The 18,152-nt window shown below is 62.0% G+C and carries 14 protein-coding genes; 2 read left to right on the top strand and 12 right to left on the bottom strand.

Translation table 11 applies throughout. The annotated features are described in order from the left end of the window. Both DQG19_RS12800 and DQG19_RS12805 read left to right on the top strand, forming a co-directional pair. Positions 1–3,195, top strand: a complete 3,195-nt coding sequence (locus DQG19_RS12800; RefSeq protein WP_116126655.1) for an efflux RND transporter permease subunit — start codon at positions 1–3, stop codon at positions 3,193–3,195. A 4-nt stretch (positions 3,196–3,199) separates the two neighbouring features. Next, positions 3,200–4,600: an efflux transporter outer membrane subunit gene (locus DQG19_RS12805; protein WP_116126656.1), complete on the top strand. Its 1,401-nt coding sequence runs from the start codon at positions 3,200–3,202 to the stop codon at positions 4,598–4,600. Positions 4,601–4,606: 6 nt separating this feature from the next. On the opposite strand, the gene DQG19_RS12810 is transcribed toward DQG19_RS12805, so the two are convergent. From DQG19_RS12810 to DQG19_RS12865, 12 genes are all read right to left on the bottom strand, one after another. Further along, entirely contained in the window at positions 4,607–6,070 is a 1,464-nt protein-coding gene (locus DQG19_RS12810) for a TlpA family protein disulfide reductase (protein WP_157974487.1), read from the bottom strand. 56 nt (positions 6,071–6,126) lie between these two features. After that, on the bottom strand, positions 6,127–6,522 hold the full coding sequence (locus DQG19_RS12815) for a GlcG/HbpS family heme-binding protein (RefSeq protein WP_116126658.1): 396 nt from the start codon (positions 6,520–6,522) through the stop codon (positions 6,127–6,129). A 99-nt stretch (positions 6,523–6,621) separates the two neighbouring features. Next, positions 6,622–8,022: a SusD/RagB family nutrient-binding outer membrane lipoprotein gene (locus DQG19_RS12820; RefSeq protein ID WP_116126659.1), complete on the bottom strand. Its 1,401-nt coding sequence runs from the start codon at positions 8,020–8,022 to the stop codon at positions 6,622–6,624. A gap of 11 nt (positions 8,023–8,033) precedes the next feature. Next, positions 8,034–11,153, bottom strand: coding sequence for a SusC/RagA family TonB-linked outer membrane protein (locus DQG19_RS12825; RefSeq protein ID WP_116126660.1), 3,120 nt, complete (start codon positions 11,151–11,153; stop codon positions 8,034–8,036). A 340-nt stretch (positions 11,154–11,493) separates the two neighbouring features. Beyond that, positions 11,494–13,101: a T9SS type A sorting domain-containing protein gene (locus DQG19_RS12830; RefSeq protein ID WP_116126661.1), complete on the bottom strand. Its 1,608-nt coding sequence runs from the start codon at positions 13,099–13,101 to the stop codon at positions 11,494–11,496. A gap of 106 nt (positions 13,102–13,207) precedes the next feature. Then, complete coding sequence (locus DQG19_RS12835) at positions 13,208–13,909, bottom strand: LytR/AlgR family response regulator transcription factor (protein WP_116126662.1); 702 nt, start codon at positions 13,907–13,909, stop codon at positions 13,208–13,210. Positions 13,910–13,992: 83 nt separating this feature from the next. After that, the gene (locus DQG19_RS12840) at positions 13,993–14,814 is read right to left on the bottom strand and encodes a hypothetical protein (RefSeq protein ID WP_157974488.1); all 822 of its coding nucleotides are present in this window, start codon (positions 14,812–14,814) and stop codon (positions 13,993–13,995) included. Positions 14,815–14,975: 161 nt separating this feature from the next. Next, a complete protein-coding gene (locus DQG19_RS12845; RefSeq protein ID WP_116126664.1) occupies positions 14,976–15,923 on the bottom strand; it encodes an SMP-30/gluconolactonase/LRE family protein in 948 nt (315 codons plus the stop codon). Positions 15,924–16,000: 77 nt separating this feature from the next. Beyond that, on the bottom strand, positions 16,001–16,330 hold the full coding sequence (locus tag DQG19_RS12850; RefSeq protein ID WP_116126665.1) for a hypothetical protein: 330 nt from the start codon (positions 16,328–16,330) through the stop codon (positions 16,001–16,003). Positions 16,331–16,377: 47 nt separating this feature from the next. Then, the gene (locus DQG19_RS12855) at positions 16,378–17,004 is read right to left on the bottom strand and encodes a hypothetical protein (protein WP_116126666.1); all 627 of its coding nucleotides are present in this window, start codon (positions 17,002–17,004) and stop codon (positions 16,378–16,380) included. Positions 17,005–17,132: 128 nt separating this feature from the next. Next, positions 17,133–17,573 (bottom strand): hypothetical protein, encoded by a 441-nt coding sequence (locus tag DQG19_RS12860; protein ID WP_116126667.1) that lies wholly within the window; start codon positions 17,571–17,573, stop codon positions 17,133–17,135. Between the two features lie 64 nt (positions 17,574–17,637). Further along, positions 17,638–18,093 (bottom strand): hypothetical protein, encoded by a 456-nt coding sequence (locus DQG19_RS12865; RefSeq protein WP_116126668.1) that lies wholly within the window; start codon positions 18,091–18,093, stop codon positions 17,638–17,640. Between the last annotated feature and the right edge of the window lie 59 nt (positions 18,094–18,152).

Consider the following 18,152-nt stretch of genomic DNA (forward strand, 5'->3'; position numbering starts at 1 on the left):
ATGCTCCAGTTATTTATTGACCGACCGGTATTGTCTACGGTGATCTCCATCATCATCCTGATCCTGGGCTTCCTGGGGCTGTCGCAGCTGCCCATCACCCAGTATCCGGACATCGCGCCGCCCACCATATCGGTGAACGCCACCTATCCGGGCGCCAACGCGGAAACCATCCTGGAGAGCGTCATTATCCCCCTGGAGGAGCAAATCAACGGTGTGGAGGGCATGACCTACCTCACCTCCACGGCCACCAACAGCGGGTCGGCCTCCATCACCGTCTACTTCGACCAGGGGGTGGACCAGGACATTGCCGCCGTCAACGTACAGAACCGGGTAGCCCGGGCCAACCCCCTGTTGCCGCAGGCCGTACTGCAGACCGGCGTGACCGTCACGAAGCAGCAGACGAGCGCGCTGATGTTTATTTCCTTTTTCAGTACCAACCCGGACTACGACGACATCTTCATCCAGAACTACCTGAAGATCAACGTCATCCCCGAGATGCAGCGGGTCGACGGGGTCGGCGACGTGAACCTCTTCGGGCAGCGCGACTACGCCATGCGGATCTGGTTGTTGCCCGACAAGCTGGCCGCCTACAACCTCATCCCCAGCGACGTCACCGCCGCCCTGCGCGAGCAGAGCCTGGAAGCCGCCGCCGGATCGCTGGGCGACAACGCCGGGGAGGCCTTCAACTACACCATCAAGTACAGCGGCCGCTTCAACACCGAGGAGCAATACCGCAACATCATCATCAAGGCACTTGGGGAAGGCGATTACCTGAGGCTCGGCGACGTGGCCGAGGTGGAGCTAGGCGCGCAGTCCTACAGCGGCAGCTCCTACACGGCCAAGAACCCGGCCGTGAGTATGGGTATCTACCAGATCCAAGGCACCAACGCCCGCGACATCATCGTCGACATCGAGGAAACCCTGGACAACATCCGCACTACCCTGCCCGAAGGGATCGACATCTTCGTACCCTACAACACTAACAACTTCCTGAACGCCTCCATCGAAAAGGTGGTCCACACCCTGATCGAGGCCTTCATTCTGGTGTTTATCGTCGTCTTCATCTTCCTGCAGGATTTCCGTTCGACCCTTATCCCTGCCATCGCGGTGCCGGTGTCGATCGTAGGTACTTTCTTCTTCCTCAACCTCTTCGGCTACTCGATCAACCTGCTGACCCTGTTCGCGCTCGTACTCGCCATCGGTATCGTCGTGGACGACGCCATCGTGGTCGTGGAGGCGGTGCACGCCAAGCTCGATGCGGGAGAGGACAATCCCCGCCGGGCTACCCTGACGGCCATGCACGAAATCTCCGGCGCGATCATCTCGATCACCCTGGTCATGGCGGCGGTATTCATTCCGGTTACCTTCATTCAGGGGCCCACCGGGGTATTCTACCAGCAGTTCGGTATCACGCTCATCGTGGCGATCATCATCTCCGCGGTCAACGCGCTCACGCTTAGCCCGGCGCTGTGTGCCCTGCTGCTGCGGCCCCACGCACCCGAGACCGAAGGAAAACGCAAGGGGCTGGGCAAGCGCTTTTTTGCATCCTTTAACCGGGGCTTCGCCGCCACCACGCGCCGCTACGGCCGCTCGGTGGGCTTCCTGTACCGCCACGCCTGGATTACCGTCTTGCTGCTGGTGCTGGCCGTAGCGGGTATCTGGTGGTCCGCCGGTAACCTGCGTACGGGCTTCGTGCCGGATGAGGACCGGGGCATCGTCTTTGTTAACGTCGAGCTGCCGGCCGGAGCGTCGATCGACCGCACCCACCAGGTCAACCTGCAGCTCTACGATAAGCTCGCGGCCATCCCGGGCATAGAGATGGGTACCCTGGTCGAGGGGCGCAGCTTCCTGGGCGGTGCGGGCAGCAACTACGGCCTCGGTTTTATCCGGCTCAACGATTGGGACGAGCGGGGCGCGGATTCGATGTCGCTGGAATCCATCACGGCCAAAATGTTTGCCGCGGCGGCGCAGATCCCGGAAGCCAGCATCGTCTTTTTCGCCCCGCCGAGCATTCCCGGCTTCGGGGCCGCCGCGGGTGCCGAGGTCAACCTGCTGGACCGCTCCGGCGGCAGTTTCGCCGAGCTCGACCAGGTGAATCAGGAGTTCACGGCCCGCCTTACGGAGCGGCCGGAGATCCGCTACGCCCAGTCGTCGTTCAATACGGTCTACCCCCAGTACCAGCTCGACATCAACGCGCCGCTGGCCAAGGAAATGGGCGTACCCATCAGCAGCATCTTCGGCACCCTGCAGGGGTACATCGGCAGCGTCTTCGCCACCGATTTCTCCCGCTTCGGCAAACAGTACCGGGTGTATGTGCAGTCGCTGCCGGAGGACCGGGCCGACGTTTCGGACCTGGACAAGATATTCGTCCGCACCGGCAGCGGCGAGATGACCCCGATCACGGAGTTCGTTTCCCTGGAACGGACCTACGGACCGCAGTTCGTCTCGCGTTTCAACCTCTTCAACTCGGCCAAGATCACGGCTGCCTCCAACCCGGGCTACAGCTCCGGCGACGTCATTGCCGCCGTGGAGGAGGTCGCCGAATCCCTGCCCAACAACTACTTCACCGCCTACTCGGGCCTGACCCGCGAGGAAGTGAACGCCGGCGATCAGACGACGACCATCTTCCTGCTTTCGCTGGTGTTCGTCTACTTCCTGCTGGCGGCCCAGTACGAGAGTTACCTGATCCCCTTCTCCGTACTGCTCTCCCTGCCGCTGGGGGTACTCGGCGCCTACCTGACCACCTCCCTGGCGGGGCTGCAGAACAACATCTACTTCCAGATCGCGCTCATCATGCTGGTGGGACTGCTCGCGAAGAACGCGATCCTGATCGTTGAATTTGCGCTGCAACGGCGCCGGCAGGGCGAACCGATCATCGATGCGGCGATCGAGGGGGCGGAGTCGCGGTTGCGGCCCATCCTGATGACCTCCTTCGCCTTTATCCTGGGCCTCATGCCGCTCGTACTCGCCAGTGGCGTGGGCGCCGCCGGTAACCGCTCCATCGGCACCGGCGCGGTCGGCGGCCTGCTCATCGGCACCGTGATCGGTGTATTCGTCATTCCCATTCTGTTCGTCTTTTTCCAGTGGCTGCAGGAGAAGATAACCGGTGCCCCCCGGGTGCCCGCGACTTCCCCCGCACCCGCGGCCCCCGCCGCCGCCTCGCCCGCCGCTCCCGCACCCCCCGAAGAATCCTAGGTCTATGACTTTTCCGCGCCCGATCCACTACCCGCTGCTGTGCCTGCCCCTGCTGCTGGCCTCCTGCTATTCCGCCCGCGAATACGCGCGGCCGGCGGAGGAGGTGGTGACCTCCGACCATTTCCGTTCGGACAGCCTCAGCAACGACAGCCTGTCGCTGGCCCTCGTCAGCTGGGACGAACTCTTCACCGACCCCTACCTGCAGGACTACATCCGGGAGGGGCTGCGGAACAACATCGATATCCGGGTGGCGCTGCGGCAAATCGACATCGCCCAGGCCTACCTGCTGCAGGCCGACGTACGCAACCGGCCCACCGTGGACGGTATCATGCAGTACTCCCGCTCCCAGCTGTCGAAGAACAGCCAGTTCGGTGGCCTCTTCAGTACCCTCAACCAGTACCAGATCAGCGCCACGGCCTCGTGGGAGGCGGACATCTGGGATAAGATCTCGAGTGCCCAGCGGGCGCAGCGGGCGCAGTACCTTCAGTCGGTGGCCGCGCACACCGCCGTCAAGAGCCGCCTGATCGCCAACATCGCCTCGACCTATTACGACCTGCTGGCCCTGGACGAGCAGCGGCGGGTCGCGGAAGAGACGATCGCCAACCGCCGCAATAGCCTCGAAACCACCCGCGCGCTGAAGGACGCGGGCAACGTAACGGAGGTGGCCGTGAAGCAGACGGAGGCGCAGATCTACACCGCCGAGGCCATCCTGATCGACCTGACGGAGAGCACCCGCCTGTTGGAAAACACCCTGGCTATCCTACTGGGCAGCGATCCCCGCGATTTCCCCCGCTCCGACCTGGCCGACCAGCGGGTGACCAGCACCCTGGCTACTGGCGTACCGGCCCAGCTGCTGGCCAACCGGCCGGACGTCATCGCGGCCGAGTACGCGCTCGTGAATGCGTTCGAGCTGACGAACGTGGCCCGGGCCGACTTCTACCCGTCCCTCACCTTCTCGGTGCAGGCGGGCCTGCAGAGCCTCACCTTTGCCGACCTGTTCAGCCCCGCCTCCTTCTTTGCTACCCTGGTGAGCGGCGCGGCGCGGCCGCTGGTAAACGGACGGCGCATTCGGACCGCCTACGCGGTATCGGAGCTGCAGCAGGAGCAGGCGAAGCTCGACTTCCGGTCGGCGGTGCTCACCGCGGGCAAGGAAGTATCGGACGCGCTGTACAGCTACGCCGCGGCCGAGCAGAAGATCGGGGTCAAGCAGCAGGAGTACGACGCCTACGAGCTGGCCACCTCCTACTCGGAAGAGTTGTTGGCCAACGGTTACGCCAATTACCTGGAAGTACTCCGCGCCCGGGAGAACGCCCTGAATTCCCGCCTCGATATCGTCACGGCCCGCAACAACCGGCTGCAGGCCATCGTAAATCTCTACGAGGCGCTGGGGGGTGGGTGGCGGTAGGCCAGCCTATTTCTCCCGGGCCGTGGTGATGGCTTCCGCAAATGCCTCGGGTTCGAATAGGTGTCCGGAAAAGCTCAACCGGCCGTCCGGCGTGAAGACCAAATGATACGGATACCCCGTCACCTCGTACTCGCGGCCGAGAACCTCCCGCTGTACGTTGTTCAATAGCAAGTGTTCGGCCTGGAACGGAAGCTGGGAGATATAGTCCGCCCAGATGGCTTCACTATCGTCGATGGAGGCGAAAACGAAAGCCACTTCTTCCTTTGAATACTTCTGCGTCAGGTTGGGATAGACATCGCGAAACTGCACCTTGCACGGTCCGCACCAGGTCGCCCACAGGTCGATGATCAGGACCTTGCCGGCGTGCCGTTCCAGTAGTGATGCAAAGAGGGAGCTGCTGCTGTCCGGTAACGCAAAGACCTCCTGCTCGCGGACCACGGCGGTGGGGGGATCCGTGAGCAGGCGCAGACGATCGGCGAGGGGCCGGGCTAGTAGCGGATAATCCAGTACGGGTAGGAAAGCTTCCCCCACGGTTACGACCACATCGCCCGCCCGCGCCCGTTGAAGGTACGATTCCAGGTTCAGGGATTGCCAGTAGGCCCGCGTCAGCGCGTGCGGAGTGGTGGCCAGGATGGAGTCACGCAACTGAAAAACGTAGGCGTAGCGCTCCGACTTGGGCACCGTAGCTGACCTTCCTTTGGTTTGTAGCGACAGCTTTAGTTGCTCATCGGCTACGTAGTCCAGGTAGGCATTGGAGTAGACCTCCCCTTCTTCCAGCCGCGGGGGCCGGTCGGGGAAGCGCTCAATGGCAGACGCACTGTCCCGTTCGGCTGTGCCGGGCCCGTATAGCATGAGGGGAAGTAAATTTACGTCGTGCTTCAGGCGGTAGGCGATGTACTGGCTTCCCCACTCCAGCACGTGCTTATCCGTTATCCTATCCGCTTGCCGTAGACTATCTAGCCGGTAGGTTAGCAGTGCTTCCCGGGGTGCGACGGCTCGCAGGAAGGGCCCAGGGTTTTCACCCGGTTGCGGGTAGCCTAAGCCCCGGAAGGTATCGTAATTATCGAGCAGGCTAGCCACGGCGATTCCCTGGGCGGCGAAGGTGCCCGCCTCGGCGCGTAGCCGGGGTTTTCCGCCGTCCTCAACTACCTGTAAAGCGGTTGTTTCCCCTGGGCGGGCCAGAAAAGGAAGCCAGTAGCGTCCCACAATCAGGGTGTACTCGCGGATCGTATTTTCTTCGGTGGTAAACACGAAAGAACCGTCGTCGAGAATGGTCGCCTGCTGCTCTTCGTGGGTATTGGTGATCCAGGGCCGAAATGCCAGGCCGACGGTCGAGCCCGCGAGCAGGCTATCGGGCAGCGTCACCGTTCCGGAGATGATCAGTGGACGCACTTCCGCACGCGGACCATACTCCTGAGCGAACAAGGGACAGCTCACCAGGAAGGCCAGCATGATCAAGGTATACTGCATCGCGCGGTTTTTCCCAATATAGCCCATTCAGGATTCCGACCCAAGCGTGTTCCTTCCTAAAGCACGCTAGCGCCGGCCGTAGCCACCGTATGGTCGTCCTCCACGGTGCTGCCGGACACGCCGATGGCACCGATCACCTCGCCGTCGCGCTTCAGGGCCACGCCTCCGGGGAAGGTGATGAGCCCGCCGTTGCTGGCTTCGATCTGGAAGAGGCTTTCGCCGGGTTGTACGAGGGGGCTGAGGGACTTGGTGTCCATCATGAACCAGGCGGCGGTACGGGCCTTCTTGATGGCAATGTCTACCGAGCCGATCCACGCGCCGTCCATGCGGGCGAAGGCGACCAGGTTCGCCCCGGAGTCGACGACGCAGATGTCCATTTTGGTGTTGATGTCCGCGGCCTTCTGTTTGGCGGCGGCTACGATCTGTTCGGCTTCGGAAAGGGTGATGTTCATGGGTTGTATTTGCTGACCTAAGCCGAAATCGGTAGCATATGTTTTCCGGGAAGAGCGGGCAGCCAGCAGAATCCTGCGCTGCAGGCTACCCGCTCTCACCTATTCGTCCCAGAAAATCGCGTCGAGCATGGTAACGTCCGGCACGTTTTCCGCGTTCCGGTTGGTCTCGGTGCTGGGGTACAGCAACCGGCGGGGGAACTCGGACAGCGCGGCGCCCTGGGGAAGGGTGAAGTCGGCGTAGCCGTAGTCGTAGCGGCGGGCGTCGACCCAGGTTTCGGGGTTGAGGAAGAGGGCCACGTACTTTTCCCGGAAGATGTCGTCGCGGTCGATGTCACCGTCGCCGTAGGCCTCACCGAGGTAGGCGTCGGCATCCTCCTCACCGAGCTCAAACTGCGTGAAGCTGGCCCGTACGCCCGCCCGGAAGGCCGCGTTGGCCCGCTCCTGGTCCCCGCTCGCGAGCGCGGCTTCCGCTTCGATAAACTTCAGTTCCGCGTAGGTGATGATGTACAGGGGGCTGTTGTCGGAAGAGACAATGCTCGTCGGGATCAGGTACGCCTCCGTGGTTTCCGCTCCGTTGCCCTGCCGGCCGGCGCCGTTGGGCGTACCCACGTAGGCGCTGTCCACCGTCATGTTGGTAATCAGCGGCAGCCGGGGGTCGAAGGTGGGATAGGTCACCCCATTGGTGGCATCGATGAACTGTTCGGAGAGCCAGCCGCCGAGCACCAGGCCGGCGTTGGCCACGGCCACCTGCGCCCACGGATTGCGGTTGACGAAGGCGGTAGCGGCGGCATCGTCGTCGGGGCTGGTAAATCCGTTATCGACGGCGGCGAGTACGGCCTGGGCGTCGTACTGCCCGGTTTCGCTCAGGTGGTTGAGGTAGCGGGCGCGCAGGGAATAGGCCGCGCGGGTCCACCGCTCGAGGTCGCCGTCGTAGATGAAATCGCTGCCCGACCCGATCTCCGGGGCATCCGCGGCGGCGGGCAGCAGATCGATGGCCTCCGTGAGCAGGGTAAAGATGGTCTGGTAGAGGTCCTCCGCGCTGTCGTACCGGGGCCGCAGTGTTTCCCCCGTGAAGGCGTTGGAATAGGGGGCGTTGCCCCAGTTGTCGACGACCTGCCCCAGGTTGATCGCCATAAGGATCTTGCCGATGGCCACGTGGCGGGTCAGCCCCTCCTCTTCGGCGAAGCGGATGAGGTCGTAGATGTCGGTCATCGTGTTGTAGAGCGAGCCCCAGGCTCCGCCATTCGTTACGCGGTCGTAGGTATCCGTCGAGCTCCGAATGTTGGGGCTGGCCAGGTACTGGACGAAGTAGGCGGCGTGGCCGTTGCTGATTTCCTGCAGGTTGGTGGCCGTTTCCAGGGAGGAGCCGGCCATGAGCCCGTCGATCGGGGGCCGGGTGGCTACGTTGGGGTTGTCGTTGACGTCCAGGTAGTCGGCCCCGCAACCGGTGGTGAGCAGCAGGACGAAGATTGATAAACAGGAAAGAAAGGAACGTGTCATGGCTGCGGGGATTAGAATCCAAGGTTGAGGGTGAACAGTACGCTGCGGACGGCCGGGTAGGTAAAGCCGCCGAAGCCGTCGTCGCCGTTGCCAACGCCCCGGTTACCCTCCGGGTCGAAGCCGCTGTAGGGGGTCTTGAGCCAGAGGTTGGTGCCGGTGACCCGCAGGCTTACGTTGTCGATAAAGACATTCTGCAGCAGCGCGTCCGGCAGCTGGTAGCTGAGGCTCACGTTGCGCAGGCGGATCCAGTCGGCATCCTCCACGAAGTTCTCGGTGGAGCCGCGGTATATGTTACGGTAGTAGCCGTTGCCGTAGTTCACGCCGTCCGGGCCTTCGCCCTGGCCGAGGAAGACGGCCTTCGTATTCCGCTCCCCGTCGGCGGTGACGCCGTCGAAAACGATGGTCTCGTTGCGGTTGAGGGTGTAGGGGGCGGTACCGAAGGCGGCGAAGAAGTTGCCCTGCTGGTTGTACTTCTGTACGCCCTGCCGGGTATCGAACTGAAAGGAAACGTTGACCCCCTTGTAGGTGACGCTGTTGATGAGTGCGCCGAACCAGTCGGGCTGGGTATTCCCGAGGATCTTTTGGGAGCTCTCGATCACCGGGAAGCCGTCGTCGCCGATGAGCAGCGGTTGGTTGTAGTCGATGAAGAGGTCATCGTCGTCGGCGCCGAAGCGGGCGTAGCTCTGTCCGTAGATGTTGCCGTACGGCTGCCCCTCGATCAGGCGGATGCTGGCCGTGGCGTTGGCGTAGCCGTAATGATCGGAGACCAGGATATCCTCTACGCCCTGGTAGATCTCCAGTACCTCGTTGCGGTTCTTGGTGTAGTTGAGCGTAATATCCCAGAGGAGGTCCTCGGTGGCTACCGGACTGCCCTTAAGGGAAAGCTCCACGCCCTCGTTGCGCATGGAACCGGCATTGAGTACGAAGCTGGTGAATCCGGTAGCCGGCGATGATGGGACCGGGATGATCTGGTCGATACTCTTTGCGTTGTAATAAGTGAAGTCGACCGCCAGGCGGTTCTGGAAGAAGCGCACGTTCGTTCCGAACTCAAGGGTATTCGTCCGCTCGGGCTTGAGGTCCGGGGCGCCCTGCAGGTTGCCGCGGGTCCAGCCGGTCACGCCGTTCACGGGGAAGCCGGGGATGCTTCCGTACACTACGCTGAGGCGGTAGGGGTCGGTGTCCTTACCGATCCCTGCGTAACTGCCGCGCAGCTTGAGGAAACTGATAAAGTCGGGCAGGTCGACCAGTTCGTCAAATACGACGCCCAGGCTTACCGAGGGGTAGAAGAAGGAGCGGTTGGCCACCGGCAGGGTGCTCGACCAGTCGTTGCGCCCCGTCACGGTGAGGTAGATCGAGTTGAGGTAGGCCAGCGACAGGTCTCCGTAGAGGCCCAGCAGGCGGCGGTTGGTGATGTTACTGGACGTCTGGACCTCGCTGACGTTGTTGAGGCTGTACAGGTCGTAGATCGACAGCCCCAGGCCGCTGGTGGTCACCCGATCGTAGTTGGAGTCGAAGACGTCGAAGCCCGCCAGGAAGCGGAGGTTGAAGGCTGGCGCGATGTCCTTGCTGAAGATGCCGTTGATGTTGGAGGTGAGGTCGCGGCTGCGGATCCGGGTTTCGTTGACGAACCCATTGAAGCCGCTGGGCAAGTTATCCTCGAAGTTCGGCGCTCCGTCGTAGACGGATCCCCGTCCGTAGTTCTGGCGGAAGTCGCTGTACTGGTCCAGTCCCAGCGTATAGTTGAAGGTCACCGACGGGAAGGGCGAGTAGGTAAAGTTGAGGTTGCCGATGTAGCGGTCTACGTCGTCGATGAATTTATTGGTCGCCTCGCCGTAGATGGGGTTGTTGCCGGAAGTACCATCAAAGCGGTAGCCGATCATAGAGCCGTCCTCGCGGATGTAGTCGTTGACGTCCTGGGCCGGCGCCCAGTAGGTCAGGCGGGTGCTGAAGCGGTCGGGGTTGACCCGGTTACCGCCGCTGCGCACGTAGTTGAGTCCGCCGCCGAAGCTGAATTTTTCGTTGGCGACGTAGTTGGCATTGATGCGAACGCTGGTGTTGTCGTAGGTACTGAAGGGCAGCACGCCCTCGTGCTCGAGGCGGCTGACGGAGGTGCGGAAGGTAGCCTTTTCGTTGCCGCCGCTGACGCTGATGGTGTTCCGCCACTGGTTTCCCTGCCGGAAGGCGTTCTCGTAGTTATTGAACAACTCATCGGGGTGGGTGGGGTCGATGGCCTGGGCCTCCTCTACGGTAGGTCCCCAGCTGGGCCAGAAACTATTGGCGTCGTAGACCCCACCAAATCCGCGGGTGTAGACCCGTTGTACCTCTGGAAACTTATTGACTTCCTCCGTGCCGTAGGTCGAAGTGAAGTTTACGGCCAGCCCGCCGGCCTGCCCCCGCTTGGTGGTGATGATCACGGCACCGTTGGCGGCCCGCAGGCCGTAGAGCGCGGTGGCGGGCCCGCCCTTCAGGATCGACATGCTGGCGATGTCCTGGGGGTTAAGGTCGGCGATGCGGTTGGATACCGCCCGCTCGCTGCCGCCGCCGACCGTGAGGGTCTCGTTGCTGATGGGCACCCCGTCGATGACGAACAAGGGTTCGTTGTTGGCTCCCGGATCGAGGGAGTTCACGCCCCGGATGATGATGCGGGAGGCCTGACCGGGCCCGCCGCCCGCGCTGGTGATCTGCACGCCGGCCACCTGGCCCTGGAGGCTGTTGATCAGGTTATTCTGTTCGGTACGGACGATCTCGTTGCCGTCCAGTTGCTCCACGGAGTAGCCGAGGGCCTTCGTTTCCCGGCTGATGCCGAGGGCGGTGACGACGACTTCGTCGAGCTGGGCCCCGGCCTGCAGTTCCACGTCGATGACCGTCTGGGTGCCTACTTCCCGGCTCACCGTTCCGTAACCGGTATAGCTGTAAATCAGGGTGTTACCCTCCTGGGTAGTGAGGCTGTAAGTACCGTCTACGTCGGTGACGGTGCCGGTGCCGGTGCCTTCGATCCGGACACTGACCCCGATGAGGGCCATGCCGTCGTCGCCGGTGACCGTGCCCGTGACCAGCTGTTGCGCCAGACCGAGCGCGCTGCTCACCAGAGCCAGCAGCAGGAGTATTCCGCGGAGGTGATTGCTATTCATATCAACTAGTGTTTGTGTAAAAAAGGCACGTCTTCTGCGCCAAGCGTGCTAGCAAAGCTATCTTTTCCTCCCCATAACAGGAAATTTACCCCCCGCATTAACGCGGTTGGTGGTACGTCCTGTGGCCAAGGCCGCGGCCTTCCTTACCTGCGGACAAAAAAAACTGCCCCACCGGTATATACCGGGAAGGGCAGCCGCATGTGTAAGTAATGACCAATCAGTGTGTGCTCATAGTGTGCTTTGCGTACAAATTTGGGGGGTACGGGCCGTTCCTCCCACCGTTCTTTTCCCAAGCGGGTCATTTTCTTTCCGAAGGACGCCCAACGCTGTATAAGTACAGCTACTGCACCAGGAAGGGGCGGCCGACAACCTCCCCCGCACCGGATATTCGGAGCGCGTACTTGCCCGGAGAAAGCCCCACTACGTCAAGAGCAATCCGGTTGGCCCCCGCCCGCACGCCCGTCCGCGCCCGGCGTACCGTCCGCCCCAGCATGTCCACGATCGAAACGTGTAATTCTCCGTCCACAGCAGCGGTGAAGTCCAGCCAGGCGGGGCCGGCGGTGGCGGCGGGGTTAGGGTATACGGTGCCTGCGCCTAGGGTTACCCCGGCATGATGTACGCTCACCACCGGGCTGTAGGTGGCACGTCCGTCCAACTCCACCCGCCGGAGGCGGTACAGGTTGTACCCGTAGTCCGGTGAGTCATCCAAAAAGCTGTACCGCCCCTCACCGGCGGGCACCCGCCCGACTCTCCGGAACGGCTCATCACCCCGGGAAGCTTCTACCTCGAAGTCCGCCGCGCCCGTTACGTCCGCTACCTCCCACCGCAGTCGGACTCCCTGCCCTTCCGGGCGGGCGGTCAGGCTTATCCACTGAATAGGGAGGGCCGGCGCAGCCGAATACCCCAGGTTGTACATCACCGTGGCGGCGTTGCCTACGTCGTGGAGCGCCGTACCCGGACCGATGGCGTAAGACATCAGTTCGCTAGGGTCGTCAAAGTGGGAATAGGAGCTCCCCCGGCTGAAGGTAGCCGGCGTGTAGAGCAGCGAGGTGGTCGTACCCGTATGGTTGGGATTGCTTTCGTTGGTTTCGTCGAACACCACGCCCCCACCGCCCCCGGTCAGGGCGGCAGCGATCTCGGTACCCGGGTTGGCGGGCAGATCGATCAGTCGGGTGCCGTCCGAAGTGCGGTCGGTAAACAGGTCGTAGACCAGCGGGTGATATTTCTCCTGTCTGCCCGCGATCGAGGCACGCACTCCGACGCAGCCGTCGCCCGGTACATTGTGGCACTCCACCCCATTGGTATCGTCGCCGTCGTTTACGTCCGCCTGTCCGGAAAAACCCAGCCCGTGGCCCAGTTCGTGCAACATGATGGTTACAAAGTCGAACTTGTCAATTGGGGGTGCCCCATCCGTTCCGTAGTAGAATTGCCCGGCGTACTGTGCATTCACGAAGACGTCGATGTCCCGCACGCCGCTGTCGGTGCCCACCAGCTGATCGAACAGGGCACGGGGGTAGAGGACGAAGTCGTTGGCGGCGGCATTGCCCCAGGCCACCAGGGAAGCCGGGCCGGCGGAGGCCAGAGAAGTACCGCTGCCCAGGTCGGTGTAGCAGGCATCCACCTGCACCGCCTGCTCGATCTTGAGCACATCGGTCCAGATCGAGGCGGCGTACTGCATCGCAGATTCGGCGGCCGGAGGCCAGGCGGCGCAGGTCTTGCCGTTCACGACCGAATCGGCGGGAATGAAGGTGATAGCAAAGCCGCCCGCCGCCTTCGGCCGCAGGCCCTGAACCGGTACGTAGGGTCTGTGGTACACCGCCCCCCCGGTAAGCGGCGGCAGGGTACAGCCCGCATCGGGAGGAGCATCCAGGGCATAGCTTTTCTGGGCCGGCGCGGACAGCGGCAGCAGTAGGAGCACCCCGAGCAGGTGCCGAAGGACGGCAGACATGGCGGACAACTTAGGCGCGTTTCATGAGATCAGGCATACTACACCTTATGCGTAGTATGACCTGCTCCCCTAACGACCGCGGGCCGCTCCACCGTATACGGAAGCCCTAGCTGCTGAATTCGCCTACGCGGCGCGTCACCTTCCGGCGGTACGCCCGGCCGATGGGTACGTCATGGCGGTTGATCACCAGCTTATCCGATTGGGCCTCGCTTATAAAGTTGTGGTTGACGAGGTACGCGCGGTGCGTACGGAAGAATCCCAGGTGCGCCAGCCGGTGCTCCACGAGGTGAATCGAGATCGGGATGAGGTACTCGCCCCAGGGTGTGTACAGCCGGCTGTAGTTGCGTTCGGCCCGAAAGTAGTGGATATCGGAGATTGCCACCCGGACCATTCGCTCCTGGTGCCGTAGCAGAATGCGGTCGTGGAGGATGTAGTCCTGGGGAGGTTCGAAGTCTCGACTCGGATGCCCGACGCCCAGCGCCTGGGCTACCCCCATGGCAAAGGTGGTGTAGTCGGCGTACCGGGGAACCTCGTTGCCCGACCGCTGGTCGATATCCTTGAGGAGGATGATAGCAACATCCAGATGCTCGTGGAAAAGCCGGGCGGTAGCCTCTGGCCCAAGCATGCGGGTGGTTTCCGTACCCAGCACGACTAGGTCGGGCGGGGTCTGCTGGCAGTAAGCCACGGCGTCCGCGGCACAGGTGAAGGGGTCGGCTATCTTATAGCCAAGACGTGTGAGAAGGCCGTTCACGTGGGAAGCCACGGACGGGTTGCCCTCGACGAGGAGGGCACAAGCGGGGGTGTGCATAGATAGAAAGCGTGTTCGTAGTGTGTAAGCAACACTAAGATAGACTCGCTTAGTTAGTTATGCAAGCCGCACCGGCCAGATGTTCACAGACGAAAAAGAGCACACTGCCCCATCATGCCGTCAAAACTGAGGTCACTGAGCTGTTCGAGCAGTTCGCCGCGGGTCGGGGCGACGGCCACAACTGAATTGTTATACACCGCAAAGTGCCGTTCACGTACCCCACAGGCCTTTAGGTCCTTTTTTATGGTCCGGGCACTGATTTTGGAATACATCTGCATGTAGACGTCGTGGAGCTCCGGATATTTATCCAAAATCTTTTTTATCTCCGTGGCGTGCGTGTCACGCGTCGCCGCCGTACGGAGATACTGACGCAACTCCTGCTCGGCAGCCTGGGCGGCCGGGGAGTTCTGCTCTTCCAGGGTTTGGGGGTCTAGGGTTTCGGTAATGCCGCGCACGTCTTTGATCTGTTTAAATTCATATTCAATGTCCGAACGGGACACGCTTCCGTTCTTACCGTCCTCGCAGACGGTAGAGGAAGTCATCACGATGGTGTCGTTGAAGGGCAGCAACGCCGCTTCCATGTACACGGGCAGCCCCTTGTCTACCATTTCCGCGGGGGCCTGGTCTACGCCAACCACCCCGTATAGTGTGTTCTGCTGTAGCAGGACCGCGTACTTCTTGTACTGTTTGACCAAATAGAATCGCCCCTTTCTGTATCCGACAAAATTACGGACCGCCTGTTTCTGGGCGTCCGTTAATTCTTCGCCGGCATCCCGGATGAATCGTTCAATAAGTTCGGGATCCGCGTAGGCATCCTCGACCCGCGCGGGGTCAAGTCCGGCAAAGCGGGTTAGCCGGTCGTTCAGGTACAGAAATTCCTCGCGCTGGGCGGGACTGAGGTGCATATTCATAAGGTTAAAGTAAGCTGGGCTAGCGTCCGGTCAGGTCCAGGGTAACAGGGCGGCAAAGCGCAGGTGCAATGGAACAACCAGATTGCCGATTAGTGCAATGCTTTAAGCATAAACACCTAATCTGGTCGCAGGTTGTCCTCCGCGTGGGGGTGGACCTAGCGCGTTACGGCTACTACCTCATAGTCTACGTTCGGTCCGGCGGGCGTACCAAAGCGGGCGTTGACCGCGTACAGCGTGCTTCCCTTACGGGTCACGGTGGTGGGTACTCGGAAGTCTTCGTCGGTCAGGATGTCGGTGATCGCTCCCGATAAATAATCGGGGGAAAGACGTATTTCGGCAATCTGATTGAACTGGTTCTGCACTACGTAAAGGGTCTTACCCAGCAGGAGCAGGCCGTCTCCGTTGACGACGGTTTCGCCGCCCAGGTCGATCAGCTGGGCCACTCCGGTTTCCGGATCTACCCGGTACAGGGTACCCAGGCTGCTGTTGACCACGATCAGGGCGTCGCCGGAGGGCGTGGCCTCGATTCCGTTAGCGTTGAACCCGCCGGAAACGAAGGTGTAATCGCCCGTCAGGGTCCGGGTTTCGAAGTCACCCGTAGGCTGTCCGGAACGGGTCAGCTCGGCGGCATAGAGGAAAGGACCGGCAAAGGATTCCGTGAAGTAGGCCGCATCCGGGGTCAGGATGACATCGTTCACGAAGCCCCCATCAAAAGCATAGCTTTCTACTACCTCACGGCTGCGGGTATCCAGCACGTACGCCCCGCCGCCCGGGCCACCCGCCACGTAGAGGTACTTCGTCTGCGGATCGAAGGCCAGTCCGACGGACACGCCGCTCTCCGGAGTGAAGATCACCGAACCTTCTCCGGTACGGAAATCACCGCGGTAGATCGATCCGTCGGCCAGGGAGCCCACGTAAAAATCATTGCCGGTGCCGGCCACGATGCCCTCCGGCTGAAACCCGTCGGGCAGGGGCAGTACCTCGGGAAAAGCCTTGCGGAAGGTCACCTCCTGACCCGACAGATCGGTGGCGGGGTCCGGCGTGCAGCCGGTAAGGACGAAAGCAGCCAATAAGGTCAGAAAACCGGTACGGAATAGCGTCATGATCGAAGTATTTACGAAAGCTTAATGGGATGTTCCTACACGAACAACGGGAAGCAGAATCACAATGTTTGTCGGCTTCAGCCCAGTAGCTTCAACAAGCGGTTGGCGGCCTTCTCGATCGCTCCGTAATTCTGCTGCGCGGCGCGTTGCTTGATCGCGATCAGCCCTGAGTGATGCACCCGGTGGAAGTCTCCGTAGGGGAAGCCATAGTGGCTCTTGGTCCCCTTGCTCGCGTCTTCGTGGATGCCCAGCTGCCATTCGCCGTACTCCTGCCAGCTGTGCCGCTCCAGGAAGGCATTCTCATCCTCCGTAGTGGGCTGGGCTTCGCTCCAGTCACTCTCCTTGACGTATTGGTTGGCCTTGATCAGGTTGCGGGCCTTTTCCTCGGCTGCGGGATTGAGCTTCATAAGGGTATGGTTTCCCTCTTCAACTCCACTTCCCGGCCGGCGGTTCCCTACAGGTGGCCGCCGCCGCGCTCAAAGCGGTACCGCGCCCGCCGCACCGCGGGATAAAAGGTCACGCCGAGATGGAATCCCGCGGTCACGTAGGAATAGGGATCCGTGGGGAAGGGGAGGTCAATGCCCACACTCTCCACGTCGTATACATAGGTACCGGCTATCCGGGCCCGCGCATCCAGGGCCACGTGCTCGCTCAGGTAAACGAGCAGGCCGGGGGCCAGGGCGGCCCCGCCGCCACGGGTGCTGACGCCCGTGTAGGGCTCGGAGGTGACGTAGCGCGCGGCGGTCTCGACGTAGGGTACGACCCGGCGGGGATTGCTCGTCAGGTGGAAGCGGGCACCCAGCTCGGTATCGCGGAGAGAATACTTTTCGCCGAAACGGGTGTCGACGTTCCCCTCGAGGTAGGTCATTCCGGTGCCCAGGTAAAGCGTCGTGGTACCGATACCGTAGCCGAGCTTGACACCGAAGCCGTAACCGCGGGTTCCGGCGGTCCAGTCGTTGTCCTCGTAGCGGAGCGTCGCGGCGTGACCATCCAGGTTGACGAATAATCCCCGCAGGGTAGCCTGTCCGGTGAGGGAGGCCCCGAGCAACAGGGCGGTGACGAGTAGGTAAAATGACTTCATAAGGAAATGGGTTCGGGTGAGTAGGTGAGGTATGCCGATACCCGATCAACGGATCCTCGGCACCCTACCTAACGCAGGTCCGGCGGAGCGTAGTGCCGTTTCCCTGCGCGGTAACTCCCCCGGCCCCGTCACCGGAGCTCCACGGTCACTTCCGACCCCGGCAGTCCGAAGGTCGCGGGCCGGGGGCCGTCTCCGAGGTAGGGAGTCAGGTCGAAGGTGTAGGTTTCCTCTACGATGGCCTGGCAGGTCATTTCGTTCTCCCCTACCCCGTCGTCGAAGATCAGTATACCGCCCGGCGCGTCGCCCGGTTCGCCCTCCGCCCACAGGGTCACCTTCCAGGCCTGACTGCTACAGCCGGTGGCGGATAGGGTAACGGACAGGCAGAGCCCATCGGCCGACGCCTCCACTACCCGGAAATCATCCGTGGTCAGCCGGGGCAGGGGATTACGTACCCGAATGGCCGGTCCGCAGTCGGTCAGGGCGGGAGCCACCGTATCGGGGTTTTCGTCTCCACAGCCCGCAGTACGGAACAGTGACAGGGCAAAGAGGGGAAGCAGGAGTAGTTTCATGGAAAAGGAGGTAAGGAGGATACCGCACAAACGCGGTGCCCCCGGATTTGCTCTGCGGACCGGTTTATTCTATCACCAGAACCGAATCCACGGCGTAGGAAGCACCGCCGTGCACGGTAAAGCGCGTAGGCAGCACCTCGTCCTGCAGGTAAGGCGAGAGGTTGAAGGTGAAACTGGCGGATGACTGTACGGTACAGTTGGACTCGGCATCCTCCACCTGGTCGTCCAGGTACAAGGTGGCGTGCGTGCTGGTGGGCGAGGTGCCGGCAAATTCCCCGGTGGTGATCAGGTCCATGGTCCAGTTCTCCGCGGAGCACCCCTGCTGCGATACCCGAACCGTCAGGCAACGGTCGGTGACTTCCAGCGCCTCGACCGTGAACGGATCGCCGGGTACGCCATCGTAGATGTCGGTGATCTTAATTTCCTGTCCGTCACAGGCGAGACGTAAAGCATCGTCGTCGTCGCAGCCAGTGAGTAGAACGGCGACCGCCAGGAGCAGCCAGTGAAGCAAGTTTTTCATTTTACATACGGTTTCGCTGTCAGACGCTTCGCTGCGAGCCTTTCGTTGGCGCCCCGGAT

Source organism: Lewinella sp. IMCC34183 (assembly GCF_003390915.1).
Taxonomy (GTDB): Bacteria; Bacteroidota; Bacteroidia; order Chitinophagales; family Saprospiraceae; genus Neolewinella.